Consider the following 14,712-nt stretch of genomic DNA (forward strand, 5'->3'; position numbering starts at 1 on the left):
GCCCAATCTATTTCCCAGTATCCTGCTGATACAGCTGATTGATTTCTTCGATTAATCTGTCACCGCCTCTGTCTAACCACTGTTTGGCAGCTGCGTCAAGACCAGCCTCATCGATCTGTCCACAGATATACTGAGTTCTTGCATCATCAATAATCTGTTCAATATCCGTACCTACTTCTGCATTGACACCGGAATTAGCAAGATAACCAAGTGCCGGATTAAAGACAGCAACCTTTTTATTTTCTGCATAAGCCTTATCCTGGGCAATGGTTGGTTCTGTCTTTTCCAGAACCGGTTCAGTCGAAGCAAGATTTGGAATATAGCAGATGGTCTGATTTAATCCGGTATGAGGAGTCTGCTGAACCTCCAGATCATTTCTCACCACAACTTTTCCATCCTTTAAATCATAAGTAATACCTTCAAGACCGTAATCAGCCAGCACAAGCATTTCATTATCACACATCTTATCCAGGAAATGCAGGCAGTTCTTCACATCTTCTTCTGTTTTTGCACCTGCTTTGGTGATCAGATAATAACCGTTAAAGCCGCTGGTTGCCAGTGTTTTTCCGTTAATCGGCCCTACCATGGTCATGGTGGCTGTCTTGGACGGATCTGTTACAGATTTTATATCACTTTGAATATAGTAGTTCCAGATTCTTTTTGCACTGTCCATAACATCTACGAATGCACCCGCTTCTCCCTTTTTAAGAGCATCGCCAAATGTACCGGAATCCACAGTTGCCCAGTCTTTCCGGATCAGACCATCATCATATATTTTTTTGACCCAGGTTAAGGCTTCTTTGTATTCCTTGGTCTGGTGAACAGGAATCAGCTTTCCATCCTGCACCACCCACTCATTGCCGGTTCCGAACCAGGACTGTATAATATCAATTGGTCCTACATATTTGGTCATTTCCAGCCCGTATGTATCATCCTTTCCATTGCCATCTGGATCTTCATAGGTGAATTTATAAAGCATGTTATAAACATCTTCCACTGTTTTCGGTGCCTGGGTAATGCCCACTGCTTCTGCCCAGTCGGTGCGGTAAGAAAATCCAAATCTGCCGATTTCCCTGGCACGGTATAATCCGATGACTTTTCCATCCACTGTCATGGATTTTAATACCTGGGGATCTGCCTTTGATAAATTGGGATAGCTTGCACTGTCCTTAATAAATTCGCTTAAATCCCAGAACGCACCTTTCTTTGCTGCATCAACCACGTTAGCTGATAAATCTCCCTTTCCGGTGATAATCATAGGCATATTGTCTTTGTCCATGAGCACCAGACCCAGCTTTTCATTATAGGTGTCGTTTGCCTCCCAGCGGAAATCCACATTGGTATTGGTATAATCCTCAAATTTTTTAATCACTTCATCGGAATGATCATTTTTCAGCTCAGTTCCATAAAACTGGGTAACCATCATGGAAATAGATGCTTTTCCTTCTCCCGCTTCTGCCGTACCTGACTCTTTTGACTCTCCTGCCGTCTGACTGGTTGTTTTGGAACTGCACCCTGCCATGGACAACGCCATTGTACCGGCAAGGGTCACTGCCATTGCCTTTTTCCATACCTGTTTCATCATAACACTTCTCCTTTTAAACTTTTATTATCCTTTTACAGAGCCAACCATAACGCCCTGTGTAAAGTACTTTTGAACAAATGGGTAAATACATAAAATGGGAATGGTGGCAACTACGGTTGTTGCCATCTTCACCGCTTTCTGAGGCGGCATTCCAAAGGCTCCCCAATCGAAACTGCTCTCATTGGCTACCTTGGAAGTGAGGAATATAATCCTCCTTAACACAATCTGAATTACTTCCTTTGAGCTGTCTGAAATATACATCATTGCATTAAAATAAGAGTTCCAGTGGGTAACTGCGTAAAACAGGGCAACACTGGCAAGAACCGGTTTGGATAAAGGAAGAATGATTTTAACAAATATCTCCCCATCATTGCAGCCATCCATTCTGGCCGCCTCCTCAAGCTCTGATGGTAATCCCTGAAAGTAGTTTTTTATAATAAGCATATTAAAGGGATTGATTGCTCCCGGCAGCCACAGCGCCCAATAAGAATTTTTTAAATGAAGTACATTTGCCACCAGCATATAGGTAGGCACCATTCCTCCGGTAAAAAGCATGGTGATGATAACCATGTTGGTAAAGAACGTTCTTCCCTTAAAATAAGGTCTGGATAATGGATACGCAAGGGTAGCCGATAACGTCATATTAATAATTACTCCCACGGTTGTTACAAAAACAGAATTTATAATTCCCTTCACTGCATCGCCGGTTTTAAATATATACTGGTAAGCATTTAAGGAAAGAGTGTGAGGGAATACGAAAAATGCCCGTTCTGTCAATTCCCGTTCTGTAGCAAAGGATCCTGCCACAATGTATACGAAGGGCAGCAGGGTAGCCAGTGCAAATCCCCCTACCAGTATGTAAATAATCACCTGAACCAGCTGGTCTCCCGGACTTCGCTTTATTTTGATTGTTTTTGTGTTTGCCATTTTATGACCTCCCCATTAATAGAATCCAGATTCCCCAAACAGCTTAGCAAGCTTATTTGCTCCAAGTACCATGATCATACAGACAATGGATTTAAACATGCCTGCTGCCGTTGCCATGGAATAGTTTCCATTTACGACACCTTTTGTATAGATGTAAGTATCAAATACATCGGATACGGCACGATTCATGGAATTCTGCATCAGGAAAATCTGTTCGTAGCCGGTATTTAAAATAGTTCCCACTTTTAAGATCAGCATGATTACAATGGTGGATCGTATGGCTGGAAGGGTAATGTGCCACATTTTCTGCCACCGGTTTGCGCCGTCCACTTCAGCCGCTTCATAAAGCTGCACATCAACACCAGATAAAGCAGCCAGAAATATGATCGTTCCGTATCCTGTTTCCTTCCACATATTCTGACCAACAATCATGGAAACAAAAAGCTTTGGATTGGACATGATATCCGGAGCATGATTTTTTCCAAATATTCCAGTGAGCCAGTGGTACACCAGACCGTCGGTTGTGCTGAACAGCTGGGCAGTTAAAGCCGCCACAATCACCATGGAAATAAAATGGGGAATATATACCATTGTCTGAGCCGCTTTTTTAAATGCCATATTCTTGATTTCATTTAATAAAAGTGCAAGAAGAATGGGCGCTGGAAAATAAAAAATCAGGCTGGCTATGGAAATAGAAAGCGTATTGGTTAATATACGAATAAAATCCGGTCCGGTAAAAAATTTCCGAAAGACTGCCAATCCCACAAACGGACTGTGAAAAAATGCCCCCAGCATGGTGTCTCCGTTATAAGGGCTGAAATCCTGGAATGCCATGATAAGTCCACCCATGGGCAGATAATGAAAAACCAAGAGATAGATTACTCCCGGAATAATCATTAGATACAGCCACTTATGAGAGCGGTATGCCTGCTTAAGGGATACACCCCTTTTTTGCGGAACGAAACGTTCTGCTTTCTGACTCATTGTCTCTCCTCCTCAATATTGCGGGGATTGTCTTATGAAATTTGCTCCCCTGTTGTGAGGCTATCCTACACCAGGTATCTGCTTTTGTAAATAATCATAATCAAACCTGATTTTTATCACAAAAAAGCCCTGGATCCCCTTATAATATAAGGAGTTTCCAAGGCTTGTCCTTTAGAATTATCATTTTGTTTCCATCTGATTTTTCCTATTCCCGATGCTCTTTACGAAAAGCCAGAGGGGTAATTCCTACCTGGGTTTTAAAAAAACGGATAAAATTCTGTACGTTATTATAATTTAATCTGGCTGATATTTCAGCGATGGGATCCTGGGTGGTTAAAAGCATATATTTGGCTATCTTCAGTTTTTCTTCATTGACCATGTCCGTAAATGACATCCCCTTTTCCCGTTTTAGTACCCGGCTGATATAATTGGGGTGATAGCTCAAGGCGTCGGCACACTCATTCAGGGTAATATTGCCGCTGCTAGTTTTAATCATGGCTGTTACCTGTTTTGCGATATCACAGGAATTTAATTGCCGGTAATCATTAAGGGCCTCCATCACCGGATCCAGAATTTCCGTAAATAAATAGGTGAAAAGTTCCTTTTTTCCGTAAATTCTTGAAGCCTTGGTTAAGACATCGTACTGCTCACTGTCAAAAATATCAGAAAGAGGCATGGAGACCTTTGCCGGTATATCAAGGATGGCTGTCAAAAGCCGGGTGACATAATAAGTTCGTTCCATGCCGGAAGCCCCTTTAATTTCAAGCCTTTCCAGGATCAGATCCAGCAGACGCCTGGCTTCTTCCTCATTGCAGCTTTCCACAGCATGAATCAACTCATCCTCCACAATTCTGTCGTACACATTCCCAGCCGGATCCATAAGAGAATAATCATCGTAAAGAACCAGGGATGGACCATTTTCATTCCGGTCATGATTCTTGCTGTGAAGTGCTTCCGAGCATTCGTCATACGCTCTTCTGGCATGAGTCAGTTTATGGAATGTCCGGCTGATTCCGAAGGCTGTGGGATATCCGTATGCCTCCATAATATAATCCTTCATCTGCTTATAGACCAGTGCAGTCTTATGATCCTCTTCTATATCATCATTTTCTCCTATCATAAATAACAGTGTGTGCTCGTAAATTACCGGAGCCACAAAGAATGCTTCCTTCACTTCTAAAGGAAGGCCAAGCAGGATTTTTCTGTTCAGTTCATCCTGCTCCTCCTGGATGAGATTCTTTTCTCTTTCATCAAACTTACAGGAAACTCCGATCATGCGGTAGGAATGAAACGCCTCCATACCATATTTCTTCATGGTATCCTGTATCCGGTCCATATTCAGCTCGCCCTTTACCAGGTTTGACACAAACAGTTCCCTGATCTGCACATTCTGATCATCCACAAATCTCTGGAGTTTCAAAAGAGGTTCGGAAAAAACAGAAGCAGCAAATCGTAAAAGAACCAGGATCACTCCAAAAGCGGCAATCACTGCCACAGAAGCAAATACAAATACAATACCGCCCCGTTTCATTTTCTCCGTATCCATCCCAGTTATGTAAACAAGACCATTGCTGCCGGAACGGCTGACACGATAACGGTATTTTTTTCCTTTGGGAGATGAAAAAAATCCTCCGTCTGACTTCTCACACTTCCCTGATTTTAAAAAAGCTGCTGTAAAATCAGGATTGGTTTCCATTAAGACCTTCCCCTGACTTAGCACAGTCACATCATAGCCCATTTTTTGATATGGCTCAGTCAGAGTTCCAAGCTGCTTCATATTCAGCTGAACCGTGAGCAGATAGACCAGCCCGGTACTGGCGTACTCTTCCTTTACGATGAGCAGTTCTCCGGATGTATCAATAAATCCGGATTCTTTCGCCCCTTCCTGATAGGGACCGGACACATCGGTCCGGTTCAGCCAGTAAAGAGATAACGGAACTTCTTTCTGATCCTGTAAAAACAGATCTGTCTCTCCCTTGTTTTTTAAATCCTTATAGTTATACATTCCAAACTTGCTGAGAACCCATCCTTCTTTTACATTAATAAAATTGTAAAAACCGATGTATTTGGATAAAAAGTAATTGCCCTGAAGCATGTTCTGGGCCTGCCTCACTTCTTTATACTGGGAATAGGGAACTTCCTTTTGATTGACCAACCATTTAATGGAGGTGCTGCTTGTACTGTCCAGATAATATTCCCTGACAGAAGAAAAAAGGTTCTCATACTCATTCGCCACACTATTGCAGTAAGATTCCAGCGCCTGTCTGCTTTTTTCTGTCTCTCCATTTACATAAATAAAGTAAGAAACCAGTCCCATAACAATAAGTGGAACCGTTACAAGCAGAAGAAACTGGGTAAACAGGCGCTTTTCATATTTCCCGTCTTTTATGGCAAATAGCTTTTTGTTCTTTAAATCAATTAACATAATTCAAAGACTTTCAGATTTCTGTAATCAGCTGTCAGCGGGGCCAGCTGACGGAATCCAATTTTTCCGCCTTTTAACGCCTTTCCGAACAATTCCAGCTCATCATTATATTCAAATACTGTCATATCATTAATGGAGAATCGAATATCTCCATGATATTTACGTACGGATATCCGGTAAAAATCCAGTGCATCTGCTGCACCAGGCAAAGGATCCGCCCCTTGTGCAACCAGGTGAAAGCCATGGCTTTTTCTTAAATTGCAGGTGTGAAACGCTCTCTCATCTGGCTCTTTTCTGCGAAAATAAGATACGTGGAATGCATTGATGTCACCGCTGTGATACTGGGGGTACTCACCCGTTCGTTCTGCCAGGGAGGAATCGAATAAATCTTCCCCGTTCCGCCCTTTCGCTGCAAAAAATAAAATGCAAAGCCCCTGATCCGTAACCGGCTTAAATTCCCATGTGATTTTAATATTTTCCGGAAATTCTTCTGGACACCACAAAACGTAATTGGCTTTTTGTCCCAACTCCTCATCAAGACTGTTTTTCAAACGCATACTGCCTTCTTCAAAACTTATTGATGCCTTTCCTTCTACCACGAAGCCTTCCATATCTTCCGGTCTGGTAAGGGGATTGTCGTAAATTAACCTTTCTTCAATCAGTTGAACGTAACCCGTCGTTTCTTTCTTCATGCGATTCCCTCCATAAGCACCTTTCTCATGATACTAACCAGTTTATTATACAACCGCTTTCCATTATTCTCAACTCGTTTTCCCCGGCTGCATCTAAAATTTACACACCAAAGATGTGAATCTCATCTTTCCATATCTGGTCGAATATGGTAAACTGTGATACAGAGTTTTGTACGAAAGGAGAATCGCATGCATGCAGGTTCAGTACACCAAAGATATTAATAACGAGAGCATTTTAAACATCATTCGCCGTTTTTGCAATTACATAGATCCACGGCTTACAGAGCATGGTTCCCATGTGTCTTACATTGTTTTCCAGATGCTTAGAGAAACTGGCCGTTTTACAAAAGAAGAACTGAGAAACATCTGCTTTGTAGCTCAGCTTCATGATGTGGGAGCCTACAAGACAGAAGAGATCTCCCGTATGCTTCAGTTTGAAACAAAAGATGTCTGGGATCATTCTTTTTATGGATATCTTTTTATCCGTTACTTCTCGCCCTTAAAGGATTTCGCCCCCGCAGTACTCCTGCACCATCTCAACTGGGATTTTTTGGAAAAACAACGCAGCCTGGATTCTTTAATGAAGGATTTGGGACAGCTGATCCATATAGCAGACCGGATCGATGTATTAATGTCTCTGCAGAATTGTTCCTGGGAGGAGACACTTTCCTTACTGAAAAAGGACCAGGGAACCGTTTACGCCTCCCATATCATAGAACTGGCGGAAAAACTGGATTTTAAAAATTCCATTGAGGAAGAATGGAAAGCGGACAGTCAGTTTAATCAGTTTCTTACCGGAATTCCGCTGTCAGGGGAGGCAATTACGGATTATTTAAAAATGCTGGTTTTTATTATCGATTTCAGAAGCCACTATACCGTCACCCACACCATCACTACCACAAGCATCAGCTACGAGCTGGGAAAACTTCTCTCCTATCCGGAAGACCGTTTAAATGTAATTCTCTGCGGCGCTCTGCTTCACGATCTTGGGAAAATAGCAGTCCCGGTAGAGATCCTTGAGTACCCGGGTAAACTAAGCCGGCAGGCAATGAATATCATGCGGACTCATGTAGGTTACACAAAAGAGATCTTTGGCGGAAGCATCGACGAAGCAGTGGAACGGATTGCTTTGCGCCACCATGAAAAGTTAAACGGTACCGGCTATCCCGATGGTCTCTTTGCAAAGGATTTATCGAAAGAGGAACGCCTGGTTGCTATTGCAGATATCATCAGTGCACTTACAGGAACAAGAAGTTATAAGGAATCCTATCCATTGGAAAAAATAACAACCATCCTGGAAAGCATGAAAAACGACCAGCTTGTGGATCCGGATATTGTAACCATTGCAGTCACCAATCTGGACTCCATTCTTGAGACAACAGCTATCCGCTGCAGGCCTATCCTTCGTATCTATGAAAAGTTGAAAAATGAATACCAGTATCTGCTGGGTCTTACAACTGATGACGAAAAACTGAATTTTGCACTCTCTATTAAAAAACAGGAGAAGGCTGCGTTGTGGCCATAAAAAATGACTGTATCCGTTTCATATGGATACAGCCATTTTTCTCTATACTAATATACCGTTATTTTGCAATCACTTTCACGAACTTCTTCTTTCCCCGGCGCACAACAGCTCCGTCAGCCAGCTGTTCTCTGGTATAGGAAGCTTTTATATCGTTGACCGTCTCTCCCTCTACGGTGACTCCGCCCTGTTCCACATTCCGTCTTGCTTCTGAACGGGAGGGTGCGAGTCCGGATTTCTGGAGAATGGTCAAAATATCAACACTGCCGTCTGTAAAATCAGCTTCTTCAAGCTCACATAACGGCATATTCTCTGCATTGCCGCCTGTAAACAGTTCTCTTGCGCTCTTTTTCGCCTTCTCTGCTTCTTCTTCGCCATGTACCAGCTTGGTCAGCTCGTAAGCCAGGATTTCTTTTGCCTCGTTTAACTGGCTGCCTTCCCAGCTATCCATCTCATCAATCTGGCTTAAAGGAAGGAAGGTGAGCATACGCAGACACTTTAATACATCAGCATCGGCAATATTTCTCCAATACTGGAAGAAATCAAATGGAGAAGTCTTTTCCGGATCAAGCCACACAGCACCGGACTGGGTCTTTCCCATCTTTTTGCCTTCTGAGTTTAACAGCAGGGTAATGGTCATTGCGTGGGCATCCTTACCAAGCTTTCTCCGGATCAGTTCGGTACCTCCAAGCATGTTGCTCCACTGATCATCACCGCCAAACTGCATGTTGCAGCCATGGCGCTGGAACAGCTCATAGAAATCGTAGCTCTGCATGATCATGTAGTTAAATTCCAGGAAGCTTAAGCCTTTTTCCATACGCTGTTTGTAGCATTCCGCACTGAGCATACGGTTTACTGAGAAATGAGGTCCGATTTCCCGCAGGAATTCAACGTAGTTTAAGTCCATCAGCCAGTCCGCATTGTTTACCATCATTGCCTTACCTTCAGAAAAGTCAATAAAACGGCTCATCTGGGTTTTAAAGCATTCGCAGTTATGAGCAATGGTTTCCACTGTCATCATCTGACGCATATCGCTTCTTCCGGAAGGATCGCCAACCATAGCGGTTCCTCCGCCGATTAAGGCGATTGGTTTATTTCCTGCCTCCTGCAGACGTTTCATTAAACACAGAGCCATAAAATGTCCCACATGGAGACTGTCTGCTGTGGGGTCAAATCCAATATAAAATACTGCCTTTCCTTCATTGACCATTTTGCTGATCTCTTCTTCGTTGGTCACCTGGGCAATCAGCCCTCTGGCTTTCAGTTCTTCGTAGATTGTCATTCCAATTCTCCTTTACATAAAAATAAACCCCGTCCTGTTAAAAGGACGAGGTTAAAATCTCGCGTTACCACCTTTTTTCATAAACAGCTCACGCTGCTTATCTCTTCAAGTACCGTCTGATACTCTAGCACAATAACGGGTGCAGGAATCCGTCGCCGCCTACTGGGCAATCATGCCTTTTGGAGCGAAGCTCAAAGATGTATTCGCAGTCCGTTTTCCATGCGCCTTTCATCAACCGGCTGCTTTCTGTCTGGTTTTACGTACTGTTACTTGTTCTTATCAATGCTTTTACTTATATATGAAGTTAGTTTTTAGTATATGAGGTTTCTTTTTATTTGTCAAGATCCTTTTTATTAAAGCAGTTTCCGCAAAAAAAACGAATAATCATGAAATAATATTATGGATCTGGCTAAGCATCTTTTTTAAACTGCCCGCATCAATCTGTCCAGGTGCCGATTCTTTTCCAACAGCTGCAAAGGTCAGTGCCGATCCAAAAAATTCACCGGAAAACCGGCTGATCACACCCTCTTTTGACATAGACATGGTTATGACAGGCCGGTCTGAAATATAGCGGGACATTTCATAGGTTGCTGTCAGAAGTATCATAACATCTTCTACATTTTGGGGCATTACAGCAATTTTAGGAATGTCTGCGCCAAGTTCAATCATCATCTTCACACGGCGAAACAGTTCCTCTTTTTCCGGTGTTTTCTGAAAATCATGATTGGAAGCTATTACACAGACTCCAAGCCTGTGAGCTTCTTCCACAAGAATCTTTGCGGCTTCTTCATCAAAAAATAATTCTACATCGATAATATCCACATAACCGGAGCGGATCAGAGCAAGATTTAAATCAATATACTGCTTTACATTGATTTCCTTTTCTCCACCTTCCGTTGCAGTCCGAAAGGTTGCAAGAAGAGGAATTTCCTTCAATGCTTTCCGGATACACCCTGCTGCTTCCACAACTTTGCTGATTTCATATGCCTCATCGAACCAGTCAATCCGCCATTCCGCTATATCAGCACCGCCTGCTTCCAGGTTTTCGGCAAATGTTACCGCATCTTTTAGTTTTATTTCAACAATCGGAACGCATACCTTGGGCATACCTTCGCCAATGACCACATCTCTTACTCTGACCGTCTTCATCCTGTCTTCCTTTCCTTATCCTGCAAAGTTCCCCTAAATTATTTTTTCTATTATAACGTTGAACTGCAAATAGTTCAAATACATTTTCTTCTAAAAAGTAAATCCGGCTGGAAAAAAGCATATAAATAAAGCGCAGGAATGCTTCCAGCGCTCTATTTGTAATATTCTAATAAAGGTTTATTTTGCTTTTTCAAGAGCTGCTGCAACCGCTTCTTTGATTCCATTGGAAGAGTTCGTCGCTCCCGATACACCATCTACAGTATCACTCTGGGTTCTGATAATGGCAGATATAACCGTCTTTTCTGCTGCCTCATAGATTCCAGGAGTCTCATGATGATCGGTCAATTCTATGGAGGTCACACTTCCGTCTTTTACCACCACCTCTACTGTAATATCTCCGTTATTTCCTTTTCCTGTTCCTGTATAGGTTCCGTCCTTATAATTACCCTTCACTTCTGGCTGTGCTGCTTCCTCTTCACCTGCAGCCTTCATGGTTTTCTCCGTAAACCCGCCGTTTTTCATAACGTAATCATAAGCCGCATTTCCCGCCAGTCTTCCGAACACCACAATATCAGTCACTGCGTTTCCTCCCAGCCGGTTTGCTCCATGAACGCCTCCAACTACCTCACCGGCTGCAAATAGTCCCGGGATTGCATTACCGTCCTCTTTTAGGACCTGGGCAGCTGTATCAATCTTTACTCCGCCCATGGTATGATGAACCGCTGGAGCGCACAGTCCGGCGTAATAAGGGGGCATGTTTAATGGTACTTCCATGCTTTCTCTTCCAAATTCTGTATCCTTGCCACCTGTCTGATACGCTGCATACTGTTCCAGTGTGGCTTTCAGCTGATCCTTATCAACACCGATTGCCTCCGCCAGCTCTTCCGGCGTGTCTGCCTGGGTAATGATGCCCTGACCAATATATTTTTCAATGGCAGATAAGCTTTCTCTTACAGACTGGTCAAACACCATGAAGCAGGTTTTTCCTTCCTGATTTAAAATGGCCTCAGAGACCACATCTCTGGTTTCCAGTTCATTGACAAAACGCTTTCCGGACCGGTTGACTAAAATTGCTCCGTTTCCACGGACACCTTCTGTGTACATGGTGGTTGTATCCGGATTGACGGTTGGGTGGGTCTGGATTTGATCAATATCTACAAGTCCTGCCTTCAGCTCTTGGGCCATAACAATTCCGTCACCAGTGGCACCAGAATGGTTTGTGGTGCAGAAACCATCTAGATCTTTTCTGTATTTTACCACCAGTTCAGAATTAGCTCCAAAACCTCCTGTTGCTAAAATTACAGCCTTACATGAAATGGTATAAGGCTCTCCACCTTTTGTTACTGCCTGTACGCCTACCACAGCACCCTCTTGGTTCAGTAAAATATGTACTGCTTCTGTCTCTAAAAATACAGGTACATCCAGTTCCTTCAGCTTTGCATTAAGAGCATTTACAAGCATGGGTCCCACTGCCGATGTATCAGACGGCCGGTGAATTCTCTTAACACTGGCTCCGCCGAACTGCCCTACTACCGATAAATCTCCGCCTATTTGGTTGACCCACGTAACTGCGTCTGCGGATTGCTCCGCCATTACCTGCACAAGCTTTGGATCATTTAAATTTTTGCCGCCCTTCATGGTGTCTTCCACAAACAGCTCAATGGAATCTTCAATTCCATCAGCCTTCTGATACGGTGTTTCGGCGGCATTTAAACCACCTGTGGCACGGACGGTATTTCCTCCTGTAATAGGCATTTTCTCTAATACAATCAGATTTGCGGCACCTTTTTGTGTGGCTTCAACAGCCGCTGTCATACCGGCTCCCCCCGCTCCGATTATAACAATGTCTGCCTGTTTTTCGTTTTGTTTTGATTCACGTTCCAGCGTGCCTTCAGCCGCCGCTTCCTGAGCATTCTTTTTCCCGGATTTGTCCAGACTGGTATAAGCCGGACCAGATAATACAATTACAGCTGCAGCCGCTGCTGCCATTGCAGCAATACCCGCAAATATTCCTTTTTTCATATCATTCTCCTCACTTTTTCGCTGTTAACAACAGTTTTTTAAGTTAATTAATTGCATGAAAACTTTGATAATAATTTATCATACTTTATTTACTTTAAAAAGTTTTGGAATGTAAAGAAGACCTTTTGTAAGTAAAAAAAGAGTTCCTTTACGGGAACCCTTTCTTCTGAACAAGACAAAACACAAAACAACCTGTGAGTATTAGTCCATTAATACAGTTCAAACCAATCCTTATAACCTAATTCAATCAGATGATCCCTGCTGATCCTCAGACTCTCAAACGGATCACGGTCATAAGTATCATCCTGCTCAATTAAAAAATACTCGCTCCCTCCTTCAAACCCAGCTTCCACACACTCTTTTACAGGCAGACTTCCTTCTCCCAATTCTGCAAATTCAATGGTATCAGTAAATGCCTGCATAAAGGTGGTTCTGTCAAACGCTCCCTCTGGAAGCCTTACTTCCCTGATCCGATAATCTTTCAGATGAATCAGCCGAATCCTGCCCGCATAATTTTTTATAAATTCAACCGGATTTTCACCCCCACGCTGGATCCAGTGAATATCCAGTTCAAAACCCATATACCGGGTATTGTCTTTAATTATATCCAGCAAATACTGTCCATCATATTTTATAAATTCTATATGATGGTTGTGATAATACAGATCTATCCCGTGTTCTTTCAATTTCCCTGCATAGTCATCCGCTCTCTTTACAAAATCCAAAGCTTTCTCACGACTGCCCATACAGTTGACAGGCAGCATGCCAATTCGCAGCAGGTCACAGTTTAATGCCTTACAGTCTGCCACTATTTTATCAAAATCAGTAGTCAGATATTCTCCCGGCATGCCAGGCATCATGGGTTCTAAAGAAGCGCTGCAGGCAGCTACCTTAATGCCGAATTCCTCACATGCTTTCTTTATATCACTTACATTTTCCGGAGTCATAGGTATCTGGCTGATCTCCACACAGTGATATCCCATCTCAGCACAGGCTTTCAATGTCTCATATGCCCCTAATTTATCAACTTTATCCTTGATCGTACTCATTTGAATTCCAATTAACCCTTTTTTCATTGCAAATTTTTCCTCTCATTTTTATTGTTCCTTTAACGAAGCAAACATACCTGTACGCCCTGACTCCTGTATGGAATCAATCAGACGTATGCTCATCAGTGCATCTTTGACATGCAGATAATCCTGATTGTCTTTTTCAATGGAATCATAGAATTTATTAATTAGTTTCCCATGGCTGGCTCCGTAATAAAATTTAGAGCCAAAAAACGTTGCATCCTCTGCCAGCCGTTCCCTGCTGCCATCTGGGTTGATCCGATACAGTACATTTTCGATAATGGCAAACTCCGCCTGATCCAGTTGTATGGAGATCTGTACGCTTTCGTTTTTATAATTTGCATTGGTTGCCATAAACAGACCATGGGCACCGTTTTCATAGAAGAGATTTGCCATAACGGTATCTTCCACTTCTATTCCATAGTCCAGAAGCTGACTTACCGATGCTTTCACACCGTTTACAGGGCCTCCCAGGTAATACAGCAGATCCAGGGTATGGACGGACTGGTTAATCATACAGCCTCCTCCGGCAGTATCCCATTTTCCCCGCCAGGGTTTGCTTTCATAGTAATCTCTGGACCGAAACCATGGCACAATCCCTTTTGCCCCACAAACTCTGCCATATTTTCCGCTGTCAATGACTGTCTTCAAAGCTTCCACTGATTCATTGAATCGGTTCTGAAGGCAGATTCCCATGTGAATGTCCGGATGTGCCGCTTCAAAATCAGCAAACACCTGCCCCTGTACTTGATTTAAAGCCACCGGCTTTTCACATAATACATGGACTCCCATCTCTGCAGCAGCAATAGAAACCGGCACGTGAAGGTAATGAGGCAGGCAGATATGCACCACATCCGGCTTTTCCCTGGAAATCATATCCTGATAACTGGTATAAAACGGCACTCCCTCCGGAGCCTGATCCCTTTTATTTTCCTCTATGTCACAGACTGCAGCCAGAGTAATTTCAGGATTGTTTTGAATACACATCATATGAATGGAAGAGATGTCTCCCAGGCCGATGACAGCCGCTCTTTTCATATATACTTCTCCTTAT

At 43.0% G+C, this 14,712-nt stretch carries 11 protein-coding genes and 1 other annotated feature; of the genes, 1 reads left to right on the top strand and 10 read right to left on the bottom strand.

Annotated elements, in window-relative coordinates; genetic code table 11:
- Positions 1 to 7: 7 nt before the first annotated feature.
- The 5 genes from BXY41_RS17665 to BXY41_RS17685 all read right to left on the bottom strand — a co-directional run bounded on the left by BXY41_RS17665 (position 8) and on the right by BXY41_RS17685 (position 6,613).
- Positions 8 to 1,585, bottom strand: a complete 1,578-nt coding sequence (locus BXY41_RS17665; RefSeq protein ID WP_104438195.1) for an extracellular solute-binding protein — start codon at positions 1,583 to 1,585, stop codon at positions 8 to 10.
- Positions 1,586 to 1,609: 24 nt separating this feature from the next.
- Entirely contained in the window at positions 1,610 to 2,512 is a 903-nt protein-coding gene (locus BXY41_RS17670; RefSeq protein WP_104438196.1) for a carbohydrate ABC transporter permease, read from the bottom strand.
- Between the two features lie 15 nt (positions 2,513 to 2,527).
- On the bottom strand, positions 2,528 to 3,496 hold the full coding sequence (locus BXY41_RS17675; RefSeq protein WP_104438197.1) for an ABC transporter permease: 969 nt from the start codon (positions 3,494 to 3,496) through the stop codon (positions 2,528 to 2,530).
- Between the two features lie 205 nt (positions 3,497 to 3,701).
- On the bottom strand, positions 3,702 to 5,921 hold the full coding sequence (locus BXY41_RS17680; protein ID WP_104438198.1) for a helix-turn-helix domain-containing protein: 2,220 nt from the start codon (positions 5,919 to 5,921) through the stop codon (positions 3,702 to 3,704).
- Complete coding sequence (locus BXY41_RS17685; protein WP_104438199.1) at positions 5,915 to 6,613, bottom strand: DUF1961 family protein; 699 nt, start codon at positions 6,611 to 6,613, stop codon at positions 5,915 to 5,917. Before BXY41_RS17685 ends, BXY41_RS17680 begins: the two co-directional genes overlap by 7 nt.
- 193 nt (positions 6,614 to 6,806) lie before the next feature.
- Between BXY41_RS17685 and BXY41_RS17690 the strand changes: the two genes are divergently transcribed.
- Positions 6,807 to 8,138 (top strand): HD-GYP domain-containing protein, encoded by a 1,332-nt coding sequence (locus BXY41_RS17690; RefSeq protein ID WP_104438200.1) that lies wholly within the window; start codon positions 6,807 to 6,809, stop codon positions 8,136 to 8,138.
- Positions 8,139 to 8,196: 58 nt separating this feature from the next.
- Here the strand turns inward: BXY41_RS17690 and tyrS are convergent, their stop codons facing one another.
- The 5 genes from tyrS to BXY41_RS17715 all read right to left on the bottom strand — a co-directional run bounded on the left by tyrS (position 8,197) and on the right by BXY41_RS17715 (position 14,696).
- On the bottom strand, positions 8,197 to 9,417 hold the full coding sequence (gene tyrS / locus BXY41_RS17695; protein WP_104438201.1) for a tyrosine--tRNA ligase: 1,221 nt from the start codon (positions 9,415 to 9,417) through the stop codon (positions 8,197 to 8,199).
- Between the two features lie 38 nt (positions 9,418 to 9,455).
- Positions 9,456 to 9,709, bottom strand: a binding site (T-box leader).
- 92 nt (positions 9,710 to 9,801) lie between these two features.
- Positions 9,802 to 10,566, bottom strand: coding sequence for a type I 3-dehydroquinate dehydratase (gene aroD / locus BXY41_RS17700; RefSeq protein ID WP_104438202.1), 765 nt, complete (start codon positions 10,564 to 10,566; stop codon positions 9,802 to 9,804).
- Between the two features lie 177 nt (positions 10,567 to 10,743).
- Entirely contained in the window at positions 10,744 to 12,588 is a 1,845-nt protein-coding gene (locus tag BXY41_RS17705; protein WP_104438203.1) for a flavocytochrome c, read from the bottom strand.
- A gap of 209 nt (positions 12,589 to 12,797) precedes the next feature.
- Positions 12,798 to 13,664 carry a sugar phosphate isomerase/epimerase family protein gene (locus BXY41_RS17710; protein ID WP_104438204.1) on the bottom strand — a complete coding sequence of 289 codons (867 nt, stop codon included), beginning with the start codon at positions 13,662 to 13,664 and terminating at the stop codon, positions 12,798 to 12,800.
- A gap of 21 nt (positions 13,665 to 13,685) precedes the next feature.
- On the bottom strand, positions 13,686 to 14,696 hold the full coding sequence (locus tag BXY41_RS17715) for a Gfo/Idh/MocA family protein (protein ID WP_104438205.1): 1,011 nt from the start codon (positions 14,694 to 14,696) through the stop codon (positions 13,686 to 13,688).
- Between the last annotated feature and the right edge of the window lie 16 nt (positions 14,697 to 14,712).

It is taken from the genome of Lacrimispora xylanisolvens (genome assembly GCF_002934545.1).
Taxonomy (GTDB): Bacteria; Bacillota; Clostridia; order Lachnospirales; family Lachnospiraceae; genus Lacrimispora; species Lacrimispora xylanisolvens.